Source organism: Kitasatospora sp. NPDC048722 (genome assembly GCF_040650235.1).
Lineage (GTDB): Bacteria > Actinomycetota > Actinomycetes > Streptomycetales > Streptomycetaceae > Kitasatospora.
This window is the reverse complement of the sequence record NZ_JBEZGX010000040.1, coordinates 19,267-35,107: the sequence shown is the minus strand read 5'-3', so window position 1 is coordinate 35,107 and position 15,841 is coordinate 19,267. Positions and strand designations below refer to the sequence as shown.

Genomic DNA, 15,841 nt, shown 5'->3' with positions numbered 1-15,841 from the left:
TTCGTCGCCGCCCACCGGGCCGGTGTGGTTCACGGCTGCGCGAGCACGAGCGAGGAGCGGGTGCAGACCAGCTGCCCCTCCTGCGGATAGGCGTGCCAGGTGCGCCAGAGCAGCCGGTCCGCGCCGCCCTGGGTGACCAGTGCGGTGAAGGCGCTCGGGTCGCCGGGGAAGATCCCGGCCAGGCCGCGGGGGTGGCCCTCGACGAGGGCGAGGAGCTCCTGGGCGCGGGCCGCGAAGTCGTGCGGCGGGAGCACCTCGATCCGGGCGGCGAACTCGTACTCCCAGCCGCCCACCTGTTTGGCCACCCGGGCGGGCAGCGGGGTGCGGCGGCCGGGCAGGCAGGCGACCGTCTCCAGGCACTCGCCCGGGCCGGCCGCGATGACCACCTGGTGGGAGGCGCCGAGCAGCCGCAACTGGAGGGTGCCGGTCGTGCCGGCGCGGCCGTTGCCGTCGAGTCTCAGGTCGCGGACCGCGAGAGCGGGCAGCGGGTCGCCGCCCAGGCACCACGCCAGGTCACCGGCGCGGGTGTCCGTGTAGGAGGTCTGCAGTGTGGTGAGCATGCTCGGCTCCGCGTTTCAGCTCCGTGCGCGCCCGCCGAAGCAGCAGCGACTAGGCCTAGGCGATGGCGAGGCTGTTCGTGGCTGTGCGGCGCTGGGCGCGGCCGACCGTGGAAGGAAGGATTCCGGCTGGAGATTCAGCAGCAGAGAAGCATGAATACGCCGGGTCCGTCGGTGATTTACCCAACTTTGTCAAGCATTCACCGTTTCGAGCACACCTGCTTCCCGGCCCCGATCGACCCGGTGTGCGAGTCTGAACAGCGTGCGCCCCAAGCTCCGGGTTGTGCGCCGTGCGCGCGGGTTGTGCGCGGTTCGCGCGCCCGAATGCGCCGCCGCCCGCCGAGTGGTGGACCCGGCGGGCGGCGGCGTGTGCCCGGGAGGCGGGGACGATTGCCCCTCGGGCATCAAACGGCATCAACGAGGCTTATATGGAAGGCAAGTTGACGAATCATCAGCCCTGCCTCCTGCCTCCTGCCTCCTGCCTCCCGTCGACGGGAGGTCAGAGCCGCTGGAGCCGCGCGACGGCCTCGGTGAGCACGTCGTCCCGCTTGCAGAAGGTGAAGCGGACCAGGCTGCGGCCGGCGTCCGTGTTGTCGTAGAACACGGCGTTGGGGATCGCGACGACGCCGCAGCGCTCGGGAAGGGTCCGGCAGAACTCGATGCCGTCCTTCTCGCCGAGCGGCGTGATGTCGGTGGTGATGAAGTACGTGCCTTCGGGGCTGAAGACGCGGAAACCGGCCGCCGAGAGCCCTTCGGCGAGCAGGTCGCGCTTGCGCGAGAGGTTGGCCCGGAAGGTGTCGAAGTACTCGTCGGGCAGGCCGAGCGCCTCGGCGACGGCGTACTGGAAGGGGCCCGCGCTGACGTAGGTCAGGTACTGCTTGGCGGTGCGGACGGCGGAGACGAGGGCCGGGGACGCCGTGACCCAGCCGACCTTCCAGCCGGTGAAGGAGAAGGTCTTGCCGGCCGAGGAGATGCTGACGGTGCGCTCGCGCATGCCGGGCAGGGCGGCGATGGGGTGGTGGGTGGCACCGAAGACGAGGTGCTCGTAGACCTCGTCGGTGATCACCAGGAGGTCGTGATCGACGGCGAGGGCGGCGATCGTCGCGAGCTCGTCGGCGGTGAGGACGGTGCCGGTGGGGTTGTGCGGGGTGTTGAGGAGCAGGAGGCGGGTGCGCGGGGTGATCAGGGCGCGCAGTTCGTCCGGATCGGGGCGGAACGAGGGAGCCCGGAGCGTGAGCGGCACGCGCGTGGCGCCGGCCATGGCGATGCAGGCGGCGTACGAGTCGTAGAACGGCTCGAACGCGATCACCTCGTCGCCCGGCTCCAGCAGCGCGAGCAGGGAGGCGGCGATGGCCTCGGTGGCGCCGGCGGTGACGAGCACCTCGGAGTCCGGGTCGTACGCGAGGCCGTAGAAGCGCTGCTGGTGCTCGGCGATCGCGGCCCGCAGCTCCGGGATGCCGGGGCCGGGCGGGTACTGGTTGCCCTTGCCGGTCAGCACGGCGTCCGCGGCGGCCCGGGCGATCTCGCGGGGCCCGTCGGTGTCCGGGAACCCCTGCCCGAGGTTGATCGAACCGGTGGCGGTGGCCAGGGCGGACATCTCGGCGAAGATCGTCGTCCCCATGCCCGCCAGCCTGCGGTTCAGCAGCGGCCTCGTACCCATCACGGTTCCTCCCACGTCGTCGTCGGCCCCATCCTGGGGCAGCCGGCGGCCCGGGACAAGGAAGGCCCACCACCGGTGGTGCGGTGGCGGGCCGTCCTGGTGCGAAGGGGAGGGGATCAGGCCTCGTCGGTGCCCTCGGGAGCCTCGCCCTGGCCCTCTTCGCCCTCGATCTCGTTCTGCAGGCCGAGGCGCTCGACGATCCACTGCTCGAAGCCGACCGAGGCCTGGGTCCAGTTGGCGGTGGTGGTGACGAAGTAGTCCAGGTTGACGCCGGTGCCGACGATCATCTGGGCCTCGCCGATCAGGCGGACCACGCCGTCCTCGTGGGTGTGGGTGTAGACCTTGGGCCAGAGGGTCTCGCGGTTCCACTCGTCGATCAGGTCGAGGATCTCGCCCTTCTTCTCCAGCGGGTACGCGCGGTCGTAGAACGCGCGCACCGCGAAGAGCTCCTTCTGCTCGCCGCGGAACATGTAGTAGACGCGGAAGCCCTCCCAGGGGGCGGTGAGGTCGCCCTCCTCGTCCACGACGTGCTTGAGCTGCATCTGGTCCAGCAGCTGGGTGACCAGGGCCTGGTCCGGGACGACGATCGGCGGCGGGCCGGCCGGTCGCCCCTGGCCGCCGGGCTGCCCGCCCTGGGGGACGCCGAACGACGGGATGGACGACGGGTCGATGCTCATGGGGTCCTCTTCCTCGGTGCACGTGGTGGCCGGCAAGAGAGGCCGCCCTTTCCACCTTCCATCCTGCCTCATCCGGGGCGCGCCTCACAGGGGTACCCGGCCGTCCGTCGATCTTCGTACCGGGTGGTGTTCCGGGCCCCGAGCTCGGCGTTCCCCGACGTGCGCACGGGCCGCCGCCCCCGGGGGAGCGGCGGCCCGTGCGGCGGTCCGGGCGGAGCCGCCGACTACTTCTCCAGCGGTCCGCGAGCGCGGACGGTGAGCCGGTCGTGGGCCTCGTCGCGCTCGACGAGGACGGTGTCGCCGTCGTGCACCTGGCCGGAGAGGATCGCCCGCGCCAGCTGGTCGCCGATCGCGGACTGCACCAGCCGGCGCAGCGGGCGGGCGCCGTACGCCGGGTCGTACCCGGTGAGGGCCAGCCAGTCGCGCGCGGCGGCGGACACCTCCAGGGTGAGCCGCCGCTCGCGCAGCCGCTCGCCGAGGCGGGCCACCTGGAGGTCGACGATCCGGCTGAGCTCGGTGGTGCCCAGCGGCTCGAAGACCACGATGTCGTCCAGCCGGTTGAGGAACTCCGGCTTGAACGCGGCCCGGACCGAGTCCAGCACCAGTTGCTTCTTGCGGTCCTCCGGGGTGGTCGGGTCCACGAGGAACTGCGAGCCCAGGTTGGAGGTGAGGATCAGGATCGCGTTGCGGAAGTCCACCGTGCGGCCCTGGCCGTCGGTGAGCCGGCCGTCGTCCAGCACCTGGAGCAGGACGTCGAAGACCTCGGGGTGGGCCTTCTCCACCTCGTCCAGCAGCACGACGCTGTACGGGCGGCGGCGGACCGCCTCGGTGAGCTGGCCGCCCTCCTCGTAGCCGACGTACCCGGGCGGGGCGCCGACCAGGCGGGAGACGGAGTGCTTCTCGCCGTACTCGCTCATGTCGATGCGGACCATCGCCCGCTCGTCGTCGAAGAGGAAGTCGGCCAGGGCCTTGGCGAGTTCGGTCTTGCCGACGCCGGTGGGGCCGAGGAACAGGAAGGAGCCGGTCGGGCGGTCCGGGTCGGCGATGCCGGAGCGGGTGCGGCGCACCGCGTCCGACACGGCCTGCACGGCCTCCGCCTGGCCGATCAGGCGCTTGCCCAACTCCTCCTCCATGCGCAGGAGTTTGGCGCTCTCGCCCTCCAGCAGGCGGCCGGCCGGGATGCCCGTCCAGGAGGCGACGACGTCGGCCACGTCGTCCGGGCCGACCTCCTCCTTGACCATCGAGGTGGAGGCACCGCCGGTCTCCCCGTCCGCGGTCGCGGCGCGCTCCTGGGCGTCGGTGAGCTCCTTCTCGGCGGCCGGGATCTCGGCGTACATCAGCTTCGAGGCGCGCTCGAAGTCCCCGTCGCGCTGCGCCCGTTCGAGCGCGCCCTGCAGGTCGTCCAGGCGCTCCTTGAGCTCGCCGACCCGGTTGAGGCTCTTCTTCTCCTGCTCCCAGCGCGCCGTCAGCACGCTCAACTGCTCGTTCCGGTCGGCGAGATCGCGGCGCAGCCGGGCGAGGCGGTCGACCGAGGCCGGGTCCGACTCCTTCTCCAGTGCGAGCTCCTCCATGCGCAACCGGTCCACGGAGCGCTGGAGTTCGTCGATCTCGACGGGGGAGGAGTCGATCTCCATCCGCAGCCGCGAGGCCGCCTCGTCGACCAGGTCGATGGCCTTGTCGGGCAGGAAGCGGGAGGTGATGTAGCGGTTGGACAGGGTGGCCGCGGCGACCAGGGCGGCGTCGGCGATCTGCACCTTGTGGTGCGCCTCGTACCGGCCCTTGAGGCCGCGCAGGATGGCGATCGAGTCCTCCACGCTGGGCTCGCCGACCAGCACCTGCTGGAAGCGGCGCTCCAGTGCCGGGTCCTTCTCGATCCGCTCGCGGTACTCGTCCAGCGTGGTGGCGCCGACCATCCGCAGCTCGCCGCGGGCCAGCATCGGCTTGAGCATGTTGCCGGCGTCCATCGCGGAGTCGCCGCCGGCGCCCGCGCCGACCATGGTGTGCAGCTCGTCGATGAAGGTGACGACCTGGCCGTCGCTCTGCTTGATGTCGTTGAGGACGGCCTTGAGCCGCTCCTCGAACTCGCCGCGGTACTTGGCGCCCGCGACCATCGCGCTGAGGTCCAGCGCGACCAGCCGCTTTCCGCGCAGCGACTCCGGCACGTCGCCGGCGACGATGCGCTGGGCCAGGCCCTCGACCACGGCCGTCTTGCCGACGCCGGGCTCGCCGATCAGCACCGGGTTGTTCTTGGTGCGGCGGGAGAGCACCTGGACGACCCGGCGGATCTCCTGGTCGCGGCCGATCACCGGGTCGAGCTTGCCGTCCCGGGCGGCCTGGGTGAGGTCGGTGCCGTACTTCTCCAGCGCCTTGTAGGTGCCCTCCGGGTCCGGCGAGGTGACCCGGCCGCTGCCGCGCACGTCCTTGAACGCGGCCAGCAGCGCCTTGGGCGTACCGCCCTGGCGCACCAGCAGCTCGGCGACCGGCCCGCCCTCGGCGGCCAGACCGACCATCAGGTGCTCGGTGGAGACGTACTGGTCGTCGAGGTCGTCGGCGCGCTTGCCGGCCTCGGTGAGCACCGCGATGGTGTCCCGGGCGAGCTGCGGTGCGGCGACCGTCGAGCCGCTCGCGCTGGGGAGGGCGGCGAGCTGGCGGCGGGCCTCGGCGTCGACCCGCGCGACGTCGGCGCCGACCGCCTCCAGCAGCGGCCTGGCGATGCCCTCGGGCTGCTCCAGCAGGGCGATCAGGATGTGCACCGGCTTGACGTCCGGGTTCCCGACCGCACCGGCCTGCCGGATCGCGGCGGACAGGGCGTCCTGCGTCTTGGTGGTGAACTTGCTGGCGTCCACTGCTGGGGGGTCCTCCCTCGTCGTCCTTCACTGCTGCCATCAACAGCATGCACTAAGTTGAGTCTATTCCGCTCAGGTTTGGATTTCTTTCACGGCCCGGGGAGCGGACGGGCGCTCGGGGCCCTGTCTGGTCAGCACCAGCAGCTCCCGGGCCGGCCCGCCCGGCCGCTGCCCGGCCGGCCACACCGCGCGCAGCGGGCGCCGCAGGTCGAGCCCCGCCGCCAGCGGCACCTCGACCAGCCGCCGGGTCGCCAGTTCCTCGGTCACCACCAGCTCGCTCAGGCAGACCGGCCCCGCGCCGGTCATCGCCGCCGCCTTCAGCGCCGTCGACGAGGCCAGCTCCAGCCGCGGCCGCGCCGCGCCCCCGTACGGCGCCAGCGCCGCCTCCAGCACCTCCCGGGTGCCCGACCCCGGCTCGCGCAGCACCAGGGGCGTCCCGGCCAGCTCGGGGCCGGTCAGCGGTGCCCGGCGGCGCGACCACGGGTGGCCGGGCGCCACCACGACCACCAGCCGGTCCGCGGCCACCACGGCGCCGTCCAGCCCCGGCAGGGTGGACGGGCCCTCGACGAAACCGAGGTCCGCCTCGCCGGCCAGCACCCGCCCGGCGACCTCCGCCGAGTTCGCCGTCCGCAGCGTCACGGCGGTGCCCGGACTGACCTCGGCGAGCGCCAGCAGCCAGCCCGGCATCAGGTACTCGGCGACGGTCAGGCTGGCGACCACCGTCAGCTTGGCGTCCCGCCGTCCGCGCAGCGCGTCGATCCCGGCGTCCAGGGCCTGCGCCGCCTCCACCACGTGCCGGGCCCACTCGACCACCAGCCGGCCCGCCTCGGTCGGCCGGCTGCCCCGGGGGGAGCGCTCCAGCAGCGGGACGCCGACCTGCCGCTCCATGCCCTTGATCCGGGCACTCGCGGTCGGCTGGCTGACGCCCAGCTCGGCCGCCGCCCGGCCGACGCTGCCCAGCCGGGCCACCGCGAGCAGCAGCTCCAGGGCGCCGAGTTCGGGGACGTGCGGAGAGAGGGCCATAGGTTCAGGCTATGTCGTCATAGAGCGGCGGGCGCTACCGGCCACGGCCCCGCGGAGGGACGGTGGTCCCATGTCCACCTTGGCCGATGTCCGCCCGCTCACCCGTCCCTCCGTCGCCCGCCCCCGGTTCGACCTCGCGCAGCTCGGCCCCAACTGGTACGCCGCCGTCATGGGCACCGCGATCCTCGGCAACGGCGCGGCCGTCCTGCCGGTCCGACCGCCCGGGCTGGTCGCCTTCGGCGAGGTGATGTGGGCGCTCGGTCTGGCCGCCCTGCTGGTGCTCGGCGGCGCGCGGCTGGTGCACCTCACCAGGCACCGGGAGGCCGCCCGTACCCAGCTGCTGGACAACCCGGCCACCGCCGTCTTCTACGGCTGCCCGCCGATGGCCCTGCTGGCGGTCGGCCTCGGCACGCTGCTGCTGGGCTCGAAGGTGATCGGCACCGGGCCCGCCGTGGCGACCGACGCCGTGCTGTGGACCGCCGGCACCGTCTACGCGCTCGCCGTCGCCGGTGGCATCCCCTACCTGATGCTCACCCGGCACCGGCTCTCCGCCCTGGAGGCCAACCCGACCTGGCTGCTGCCCGTCGTCGCCCCGCTGGTCGCCGCGGCCACCGGCCCCGCGCTCGTCCCGCACCTGCCGTCCGGCTTCCCGCAGCAGGCCATGCTGTACGGCTGCTGGGCGCTGTTCGGCATCGGACTGCTGGCCACCCTGGTGCTGCTGCCGGTGGTGTTCACCGGGCTCTTCCACAGCAAGGTGCCGACCCTCGCGCTCACCCCCGCGCTGTTCCTGGTGCTCGGGCCGCTCGGCCAGTCCGTCACCGCAGTCCACCAGCTCGCCGACGCCGCCCGCCCGGTGCTCCCCGCGCTGGCGCCCGCCATGGCGGCCCTCGCCGAGCTGTACGGCGTGGCCGTGATCGGCGTCGCGATGCTCTGGCTGGCCGTCGCGCTCACCGCCAACCTGCGCGCCCGGCGGGCCGGCATGCCGTTCGCGATGACCTGGTGGGCGTTCACCTTCCCCGTCGGCACCTGCGTCACCGGCGTCTCGGCGCTCGCCCGCCACACCGGGTTCGGCGGGTTCACCGGGCTGGCGGTCGGGCTGTACGCGCTGCTGGCCCTCGCCTGGGCCGCCGCCGCGAGCGGCACGGTGGCCGGGCTGGCCCGCGGGCGACTGCTGACGCGCTGAGCGACTGCCGTCCCGGAGAGGGACGAGCGGTGCCCCGGCCTCCGGAACCGGAAGCCGGGGCACCGCTCGCTTGCTGCGGGGACCGCCCAGGTGCAGGAACGCGCACCCCGCGCCTGACCGTCCACCGCCGACCAGGCCGGTCCGGGGCTTGCGTCGGGCACCCGACTGGCCTTGGCGTTCACCGGAATCCGGCCCACCGGTCAGCCGGCCGGGAACCGGCCCGCCGTGCAGATAGCTGCAATTGCGAGAACCTGCACTCGGGTGACACTTGTCCGCCGGGCGTCACGCTGTGATGGTGGAGTCACGCCAGGTCGTCCGGGCAACCGCGGCCCGATGGTGGCGACTTGCTCTTCAAAAGTGGATGCGGGACATCGTGTTCCCGCACAACGGGGGGAAGAGCGCCGGCCGGGACGCCATGTGTGGTGATGGCCCCCGGAACCGGAGCCGGCGAGGCGTTGCTGCTCCGCCTCGCCGGAAGCGCCTTGGCATGGCGTGGCAAGGCGGCCTCTGGGCGTCCGGTGTGCGACGGCACCCGGGCCCAGGGGTCCGCCCGCCGCCCGGTACCGTGACCGCCGGGCCCTCGCGGCCGGAGACGACGGGGACGCGGGACACGGGGGCGGGCACATCCGAAGGCGTCCGGCAGGGAGAGTTCGACGTGACGGCGGAACCGGCGGTCGCACCGGACCACGGCCAGTACGCGGGTGGCTTCACCGGCGGCGAGGGCTTTGCGGGCACCGGGGGCCCCGGGAGCGCCGGAGGCCTCACCGGAGCGGGCGAGCCCGACGACGCGGCCCGCCAGCTCTACCTCTCGATCCTCGCCGAAGGCGGCCGGATCCCGTTCACCGGTGTCCACGAGAGCGACCACGCCGCCCTCCAACAGCTCGTCGACATCGGCCTGCTGATGCCCAACGCGATGGACGCCTGCTACACCGCCGTCAGCCCGCGCTCCGTCACCGACCGCCTCGGCGCCGAACTGCGCAGCGAGGCCACCCGGCTGCTGGTCCGCGCCGAGAACCTGCCCGGCGCCCTCGACGGCCTCACCCGCGCCTACGACGCGATGCCCCGCCGGCCCGGCCGGGCCGGCGGCGCCGTCTACGTCGAGGGCCACGTCCACATCCGCCAGCGGATCTCCCAGCTCGTCTCCGACTGCCGCGCCGAGGTCCTCACCGCCCAGCCGGGCCACCGGCCCGCCGACACGCTCCAGGTCGCCCGGCTCCAGGACGTCCAGCTCCTGCAGCGCGGCTGCTCGCTGCGCACCATCTACCAGCCGGTCGCGTTCGCCGACCAGTCCGCCCTCGCCTACGCCGACGAGGTGACCCGGCACGGCTCGCTCATCCGCGTCCTCGACGAGCCCTTCCAGCGGCTCATCGTCTTCGACCGCACCGTCGCCGTGATCTCCGCCAGCGAGGACAACAGCACCGCCGCCTTCATCACCGACCCCGCCGCCATCACCTTCCTGGTGGGCGCGTTCGAACGCGACTGGGCCCGCGCCGACACCACCGAGGCCGCCGCCGCCCTCGGCCACGGCCCTGCCCGCAGCACCCCCGACCGGGTCGGCCGCCTGCTCGCCCGCGGCCTCACCCAGCGCGCCGTCGCCACCCGCCTCGGCCTCAGCGAACGCACCGTCGCCGCCCACATCTCCCGCCTGCGCGACCGCTACGGCGCCCAGACCCTCTTCCAGCTCGGCTGGCTGATGCGAGGCTCCCGCGATGACCGATGAGCGAGCGACGGGGGTACCCCCGGCCGGAGGCCGGGGGAGAGCTCACCTTCCCAAGGACACGCACGGGCGAGTGCCCCCGCCGAGCGGTGGGGGCACCTCCCCGCGGCCAGGGCCGGGGGAGAGGTGGGCGGATGAGCCGACCGCCGCCGAGCGGGCCCTCTACCTCACCGCGGTCCGCCGCGGCGGACACCTGCGCCCCGACGACCTCGCCCCCGCGGACCGCCCCACCCTCGCCGTACTCGTCGCCCGCGGTCTGCTCGCCCCGACGGCCACCGGCTACACGGCCGTCGACCCGCGCTCCGTCGGCGACCGGCTCGGCGCCGAACTGCGCACCCGTGCCGCCCGGTTGCTCGTCCACGCCGAGAGGCTCCCGGCCGCCCTCGCCCCGCTCTCCCACGCCTACGACGCCGCACCCCGGGCGGCCTGCCGCACGGGCGAGGCCGCTTACGTCGAGGGCAAGGACGCCATCCGCCTCCGGCTCTCCCGGGTCCTGTCCGAGTGCGGCGAGGAAGTGCTCACGGCTCAGCCCGGCACGCGGCAACCGGTCACCCTCGAACTCGCGCTCCACCAGGACGTCGCGCTGGCGACCAGTGGTCGCCGGATCCGGACGCTCTACCAGCCCGTCGCCCGCCGGCAGCCCCACGTGATCGCCTACGCGAAGGAGGTGACCCGGCACGGCTCGCTGGTCCGCGTCCTGAACGAGCCGTTCCAGCGGATGCTCGTCGTCGACCGGCGGACCGCCGTCCTCTTCGTCCACCCCGGCCACGACGTCGCCGCCTTCCTCACCGAGCCCGCCGCCGTCGCGGCCCTGGTCGCCGTGTTCGAACGCGACTGGGCCAGGGCCGACGTCACCGACTGGTCGAGCGCCACCCCCGGCCGCACCGCCGACCGGGTCACCGCGCTGCTGAGCGAGGGCCTCACCCAGCGCGCCGTCGCCACCCGCCTCGGCCTCAGCGAACGCACCGTCGCGGGCCACCTCGCCCGCCTGCGCGACCGCTACGGCGCCCGGACCCTCTTCCAACTCGGCTGGCAGCTGAAGGGCGACGCCGATGGGTGACCTGACGCTGTCCGAAGCCCTCCCGGACGAGTCCGCCCGCGCGCTCTACCGCGCGATCCTGCGGGAGGGCGGACGGGTCCGGGCGGCCGAGGTGGGCCTGGGCGACCTTCCGACGATGGAACGGTTGGTGGAGCTCGGCCTGGTCATGTTCCAGGACCTCGACGTCTCGTACATCGCGGTCGACCCGCGCTCGGCCGTCGACCGGATCGGCACCGAGATCCGGCTGGCGAGTGCTCGTCTGCTGGCGGAGGCCGAGCAGGTCCCCGATCTGCTCGGCGACCTGACGCGGGCCTACGATGCTTCGCCGCACCGGGTGACCCGTGCGGCCGGTGTCCGGTACGTGACGGGCATGGAGCAGATTCGGCAGGAGATCGAGCAGGTGGCGCGGGAGTACCCGAAGGAGTCGCTGACGGCGATTCCGGGCGGGGCCCGTCCGGCCGCGGCCCTGCCCGGGGCGCTCGCGCAGACGCGGGACTACATCGAGCGCGGAGGCGTGAAGCGGGTCATCTACGACCCCGCCGCCCGCCTGGACGGGCCGACGGTGGGGTTCGCCGCCGAGGCCGCGCGGCTCGGCTGCCCCATCCGGGTACTGGCCGCGCCGTTCACCCGGCTGATGCTCTTCGACCGGACGGTCGCGGTCATTCCTGCCGCCGGGGACAACACCAGCGCGGCCTTCGTCGAGGACCCGGCCACCGTGGCCTTCCTGGTCGAGGTGTTCGAGCAGCAATGGCAGCAGGCCGAGGGTGTGAACTGGGCCGCGCTGGCGGCCGGTTCCAGCGACTCGACGGTCCACGAGCAGGTGGGGCGACTGCTGGCGCAGGGGCTCACGCAGCGGGCGATCGCGAGCCGCATGGGGCTGAGCGAGCGGACCGTGGCCGGTCACATCGCCCGGCTGCGTGAGCTGTACGACGCGGAGACGCTGTTCCAGCTGGGCTGGCAGATGCGGGGATCCCGGACGGGGGAGTCCGGTGGATGACCGCGGGTCAGCCGGTGGCGGCGCCCGACGGCCAGTAGCCGGCCCGGCCGGCCACGGGGGGCTGCTGACGGGGGACGTTGAACTGCTCGCCGGGGGCGGTCCAGAAGCCCTCGCGCAGCGACAGCGCCATGCCGGCCCAGTCGAGCGCCGTCTCCACGGTGTGGTTGAGCGCCTCCTGCGACCAGGTGTCGTCGAAGACCAGCGGCAGGACGGGGGCGACCTGCTCGATGGTGGCGATCAGCGGGTTGTGCGTGATGGCCTCGTCGACGAGCAGGACGATCGGCTTGCGCAGCGCGGAGGCCCAGCCCAGCTCCAGGCTCACCCCGGCCGACAGCGGGGCGCCGACGTAGGCGAACACCAGGTCCGCCGACTGCAGCGCCCGGAAGTCCGACGGAACCCGCGGCTCCGGCGCCCGCCCGGCGACGGTCCAGGCGTCGCTGTGGTGCGCGCTGTACACGGCTGCACCGCTGCGGAGGAGCGTGGTGCGCAGCGTCGTCAGCCGCGTCCGGCTGGCGAGCGTCACCACACTGTCGGCCGGCCCGGTCAGCCGCATCAGCGGCGCGGCCAGGAACACTCGTGCACGCCGACCCTCGGGGGCCTGGCTGTCGTGGTGACGCAGGTAGGGCTCGGTCATGTCGACTCCGGGGGAAGGCCGACCGGGGGAATGAACGTCGGCGAAGGGGTTTGGATGTTGAGTGACGGTGCTCGAGCTGTCGAAACTCGTTTGAAGCCCGTGAACGATTGAACGTACATGGGCAAGCCTGGTGGACTTGCAAGGGTTATTGAGAGCGAACTGATCGTCCATCGGCCGGTGCGGTGGAGTCCAGGTTTGAGAGGTGTCATCTGGATGCCTGGCAGAGAGATGACATGGGCCAGGACCTTGCGGCAACATGTGTGCAGTCGTTTCATTGCCACCTATTTGTGCGATCGCAGGCTTGAAGGAAGGGGCGGGCTTATGTCTCGCATGCACCGGTACGTCCGAAAGGTCGCACTCCCTCTCGTTGTCGGGCTGGTTGCGCTGATCGCTGTAGTTGCCGGGGCGGTCGAGAGCGGGTACGCCGAGCAGGAACATGCGAGCGCCACGTCGAGCGTCGTCGCGTCCGACACGCACTGGACCTGAGCCGGGCGGTCGGGCGCCCCGCGCTCTTCCGCTCCCCGGAACCGTACTGATTACGAATCTGCTACCTGAGGCTGATCGTCGGGGCCTTGAGCGGCCCGTCCCAGGACGTAGCCCAACTGAAAGAGCGACTCGACGTTGTACTCCTCGCGCATTTCGGCGAGATGGCGGGCCAGCGTTCGTTCGCTGATGCCGAGTCGCCGGGCGATGACGCGGTGGTTGGTGCCGGCCAGCAGAAGTTCGATGATGGTGTGCCGGAGCCGGGAAACGACCTGCTGCGGCACGCTCGTTGCCCCGTCGAACTCGAGGGCCCGGCTCCAGTTGCGTTCGAATACCTCTTCCACCAGGTATTCGATCACCGATTGGTCGTGGATGAATGCGGCCATGCCCATGTCGTCGGCCGCCACCGGGATGACGGCGAGTCGGCGATCGATGATGATCAGCCTGGTGTAGGGCTCGTCGAGCGTCCTGTACTGCCACCCGGCAGCGGACAGCGTTGCCACGTAATCGCGCGTCGGTTGGTGGTAGCGGGTGCTGGCGTGGTAGATCGTTCGCATGCTCGCGCCCATTTTGAGGCGGGCGAAGTCGTAGTCCAGGCCGGAGGCCAGGACTTTGGGAGGGCGTGGCCCACCAGGCTGCATGGCGAGGGCTTCCTCCGGTCCGTCTGCCTGCGCCTGGAGGATCCGCTGGTTTATCAGCGCCTTTCCCCGGACGTATTCAATTGGTCCGCCCTGTTGACCGCGTGAATGAAAGGCCTCGGCGAGGTCTCCGAGATCGGCCGGGAGTGCGACCGCCCGCGCAAGCAAATCGAGTGCTTGCCGCTGCCAGGCGAGACTCATACTGCTGGAAAGCTGTGCGGCATCCACCGCAGCATAGACGCCTGGCTCATCCATATCCGGAACCAGGAGGCCGAGCGCAACCAGCTCGTCGAAAGCCGATGCTTCCTGCGGATCGTCAACTCTCCGGGTAGTCTTGCCATTTCCCTCGACGGTGGCAAGGTACAGGGCTCGGGCGTTCGCGGACAGCGCGCGCGGCCTGGCTGGCATTCCCGCCTGCTCCCGCCCGTTCATTCTCGCCTCCTTGTCGTAGGCCGGACAAAATCGCCAGAGGAACACGACTGTGCTCAGCGACCGATCCTAAGGCTCAACCGGATGCCCCATAGGAGCTTCGCAGGTGCCCGAACACGGCAGCGTTCTTGAGCTTGCACTCTCTCACCACACGCAAGCCGCCGGCACCCCCCGAACAGGAGGGAACCGGCGGCCGGGCTGGTGTTCAGCCAAGTCAGCGCTTCGGGCGCCAGACGACCAGGGCGCTCGACTGGGGGGTCGGGGGCTGGTAGGGGACGAGGTCGCGGCGGTAGGAGGCGTGGACGGCGGCTTCGCGCTGCTGGAGGGCGGCGGCGGCGCTCTCCAGGGAGTCGGCGAGTTCGGCGATGCGCGACTGGAGGGCGGTGACCTGGTTCTCCAGCTCGATGATCCGCTTGATGCCGGCCAGGTTGATGCCCTCGTCCTGCGAGAGCCGCTGGACCTCGCGCAGTTGCTGGATGTCGCGGGCGGAGTAGCGGCGGCCGCGGCCGGCGGTGCGGTCGGGGCTGACCAGGCCGAGGCGGTCGTACTGGCGCAGGGTCTGCGGGTGCAGGCCGGAGAGTTCGGCGGCCACCGAGATCACGTACACCGGGGTGTCCTCGGTGAGCACGTACGGGGGCGGGGCCGCCGCGCGCCGGGTGCGGCGGCCGTCGCCGGGCAGGCCTTCGCCGAGGCCCGGGCCGATCGGACCGTCGGGGGTCATCGGGGTCATCGGGGACATCTGGTCGTCACGCTCCCTTCGCCGCCCGGAACAGGGCGGCTCGCGGGTCGTCGGAGGCGGTGGCCTCGCGGTACTGCTCCAGGGCGGACAGCGCGTCGCCGGTGACGTGCTGCGGCACCACGACCTCGACGGTGACGAGGAGGTCGCCGCGGGTGCCGTCCTTGCGGGTGGCGCCCTTGCCGCGGGCCCGCATGGTGAGGCCGTTGGCGCTGCCGGGGGGCAGCTTGAGCTTCACGGAGGGGCCGCCGAGCGTGGGCACCTCGATGGTGCCGCCGAGCGCCGCCTCGGGGAAGGTGACCGGGACGGTCACGGTGAGGTTGTCGCCCTTGCGGCCGAAGACGGGGTGGGCGTCGACGTGCACGGTGACGTAGAGGTCACCGGGCTGGCCGCCGCGTTCGCCCTGGGCGCCCTTGCCCTTGAGCCGGATGCGCTGGGCGTCCTGGACGCCGGCCGGGATGCGGACCTGCATGGTGCGGGCGGAGCTGGCCCGGCCGCTGCCGTGGCAGTCGGTGCAGGGGTCGTCGACGATCATGCCGCGGCCCTTGCAGTCCTTGCAGGGCTCGGAGAGCGCGAACGCGCCCTGGCCCCGGCTGACGGTGCCGGCGCCGACGCAGGTCGGACAGACCCGCGGGGTGGTGCCGGACTTGGCGCCGGTGCCGTTGCAGACACGGCAGGGGGCCTGGCTGGTCATCCGCAGCGGGACGGTCGCGCCGTCGACGGCCTCCTCGAAGGAGAGGGTGACCTCGGTCTCGACGTCGGCGCCGCGCCGGGGCTGGGCCTGGCGGCCGCCACGGTTGAAGAGGCCGCCGAAGACGTCGCCGATGCCGCCGCTGCCGCCCTGGGTGCCGCTGAAGAGGTCGCCGAAGTCGAAGCTGTAGTTGCCGGTGCCGGGCCCGCCGGCGCGGAAGCCGCCGTTGGCGAAGAGGCTGCGGGCCTCGTCGTACTCCTTGCGGCGCTTCTCGTCGGACAGGACGTCGTACGCCTCGGAGATGTCCTTGAAGCGCTCCTCGGCCTTGGCGTCGCCCTTGTTGGCGTCCGGGTGGAACTCGCGCGCCAGCTTCCGGTAGGTCTTCTTGATCTCGGTGGCAGTGGCGTCCTTGGGCACGCCGAGGACCTTGTAATAGTCCTTCTCGACAAAGTCCTTGCCACTCATGGCTTGCGCCACCTCCCGATGTCCATCGTCACTGCGTTGTCAACAGCCCGGCCGCGTGGGCCTGTT

General features: G+C 72.4%; 13 protein-coding genes. 4 read left to right on the top strand and 9 right to left on the bottom strand.

Features of this window, described 5'->3' with window-relative positions; all coding sequences use genetic code 11:
• Window positions 1-29: 29 nt before the first annotated feature.
• From AB0C76_RS26810 to AB0C76_RS26790, 5 genes are all read right to left on the bottom strand, one after another.
• Window positions 30-560 carry a DUF2617 family protein gene (locus AB0C76_RS26810; RefSeq protein ID WP_359970429.1) on the bottom strand — a complete coding sequence of 177 codons (531 nt, stop codon included), beginning with the start codon at window positions 558-560 and terminating at the stop codon, window positions 30-32.
• Between the two features lie 496 nt (window positions 561-1,056).
• Window positions 1,057-2,217: a pyridoxal phosphate-dependent aminotransferase gene (locus AB0C76_RS26805; protein ID WP_359970426.1), complete on the bottom strand. Its 1,161-nt coding sequence runs from the start codon at window positions 2,215-2,217 to the stop codon at window positions 1,057-1,059.
• A 116-nt stretch (window positions 2,218-2,333) separates the two neighbouring features.
• The gene (locus AB0C76_RS26800) at window positions 2,334-2,894 is read right to left on the bottom strand and encodes a YbjN domain-containing protein (protein WP_359970423.1); all 561 of its coding nucleotides are present in this window, start codon (window positions 2,892-2,894) and stop codon (window positions 2,334-2,336) included.
• 224 nt (window positions 2,895-3,118) lie between these two features.
• Window positions 3,119-5,740 carry an ATP-dependent chaperone ClpB gene (gene clpB / locus AB0C76_RS26795; protein WP_359970420.1) on the bottom strand — a complete coding sequence of 874 codons (2,622 nt, stop codon included), beginning with the start codon at window positions 5,738-5,740 and terminating at the stop codon, window positions 3,119-3,121.
• A 72-nt stretch (window positions 5,741-5,812) separates the two neighbouring features.
• Entirely contained in the window at window positions 5,813-6,763 is a 951-nt protein-coding gene (locus tag AB0C76_RS26790) for a LysR family transcriptional regulator (protein ID WP_359970417.1), read from the bottom strand.
• 70 nt (window positions 6,764-6,833) lie between these two features.
• Between AB0C76_RS26790 and AB0C76_RS26785 the strand changes: the two genes are divergently transcribed.
• The 4 genes from AB0C76_RS26785 (at window position 6,834) to AB0C76_RS26770 (ending at window position 11,699) form a co-directional block, all read left to right on the top strand.
• Window positions 6,834-7,946: a TDT family transporter gene (locus tag AB0C76_RS26785; protein WP_359970414.1), complete on the top strand. Its 1,113-nt coding sequence runs from the start codon at window positions 6,834-6,836 to the stop codon at window positions 7,944-7,946.
• A gap of 655 nt (window positions 7,947-8,601) precedes the next feature.
• Entirely contained in the window at window positions 8,602-9,666 is a 1,065-nt protein-coding gene (locus AB0C76_RS26780) for a LuxR C-terminal-related transcriptional regulator (RefSeq protein ID WP_359970411.1), read from the top strand.
• 70 nt (window positions 9,667-9,736) lie between these two features.
• Complete coding sequence (locus AB0C76_RS26775; protein ID WP_359970408.1) at window positions 9,737-10,723, top strand: LuxR family transcriptional regulator; 987 nt, start codon at window positions 9,737-9,739, stop codon at window positions 10,721-10,723.
• The gene (locus AB0C76_RS26770; protein WP_359970405.1) at window positions 10,716-11,699 is read left to right on the top strand and encodes a LuxR C-terminal-related transcriptional regulator; all 984 of its coding nucleotides are present in this window, start codon (window positions 10,716-10,718) and stop codon (window positions 11,697-11,699) included. The genes AB0C76_RS26775 and AB0C76_RS26770 overlap by 8 nt, the downstream gene beginning before the upstream one ends.
• Before the next feature lie 7 nt (window positions 11,700-11,706).
• On the opposite strand, the gene AB0C76_RS26765 is transcribed toward AB0C76_RS26770, so the two are convergent.
• The 4 genes from AB0C76_RS26765 to dnaJ all read right to left on the bottom strand — a co-directional run bounded on the left by AB0C76_RS26765 (window position 11,707) and on the right by dnaJ (window position 15,775).
• Window positions 11,707-12,333: a hypothetical protein gene (locus tag AB0C76_RS26765; protein ID WP_359970402.1), complete on the bottom strand. Its 627-nt coding sequence runs from the start codon at window positions 12,331-12,333 to the stop codon at window positions 11,707-11,709.
• Between the two features lie 536 nt (window positions 12,334-12,869).
• Window positions 12,870-13,886: a helix-turn-helix domain-containing protein gene (locus AB0C76_RS26760; protein WP_359970399.1), complete on the bottom strand. Its 1,017-nt coding sequence runs from the start codon at window positions 13,884-13,886 to the stop codon at window positions 12,870-12,872.
• Between the two features lie 211 nt (window positions 13,887-14,097).
• Window positions 14,098-14,622 carry a helix-turn-helix domain-containing protein gene (locus tag AB0C76_RS26755; protein ID WP_359970397.1) on the bottom strand — a complete coding sequence of 175 codons (525 nt, stop codon included), beginning with the start codon at window positions 14,620-14,622 and terminating at the stop codon, window positions 14,098-14,100.
• A gap of 7 nt (window positions 14,623-14,629) precedes the next feature.
• A complete protein-coding gene (gene dnaJ, locus AB0C76_RS26750) occupies window positions 14,630-15,775 on the bottom strand; it encodes a molecular chaperone DnaJ (protein ID WP_359970394.1) in 1,146 nt (381 codons plus the stop codon).
• Between the last annotated feature and the right edge of the window lie 66 nt (window positions 15,776-15,841).

Coding starts and splice junctions, on each gene's coding strand:
- AB0C76_RS26810 (WP_359970429.1), bottom strand. CDS start 560: ATGCTCACCACACTGCAGACCTCCTACACGGACACCCGCGCCGGTGAC.
- AB0C76_RS26805 (WP_359970426.1), bottom strand. CDS start 2,217: ATGGGTACGAGGCCGCTGCTGAACCGCAGGCTGGCGGGCATGGGGACG.
- AB0C76_RS26800 (WP_359970423.1), bottom strand. CDS start 2,894: ATGAGCATCGACCCGTCGTCCATCCCGTCGTTCGGCGTCCCCCAGGGC.
- AB0C76_RS26790 (WP_359970417.1), bottom strand. CDS start 6,763: ATGGCCCTCTCTCCGCACGTCCCCGAACTCGGCGCCCTGGAGCTGCTG.
- AB0C76_RS26785 (WP_359970414.1), top strand. CDS start 6,834: ATGTCCACCTTGGCCGATGTCCGCCCGCTCACCCGTCCCTCCGTCGCC.
- AB0C76_RS26770 (WP_359970405.1), top strand. CDS start 10,716: ATGGGTGACCTGACGCTGTCCGAAGCCCTCCCGGACGAGTCCGCCCGC.
- AB0C76_RS26765 (WP_359970402.1), bottom strand. CDS start 12,333: ATGACCGAGCCCTACCTGCGTCACCACGACAGCCAGGCCCCCGAGGGT.
- AB0C76_RS26760 (WP_359970399.1), bottom strand. CDS start 13,886: ATGAACGGGCGGGAGCAGGCGGGAATGCCAGCCAGGCCGCGCGCGCTG.
- AB0C76_RS26755 (WP_359970397.1), bottom strand. CDS start 14,622: ATGTCCCCGATGACCCCGATGACCCCCGACGGTCCGATCGGCCCGGGC.
- dnaJ (WP_359970394.1), bottom strand. CDS start 15,775: ATGAGTGGCAAGGACTTTGTCGAGAAGGACTATTACAAGGTCCTCGGC.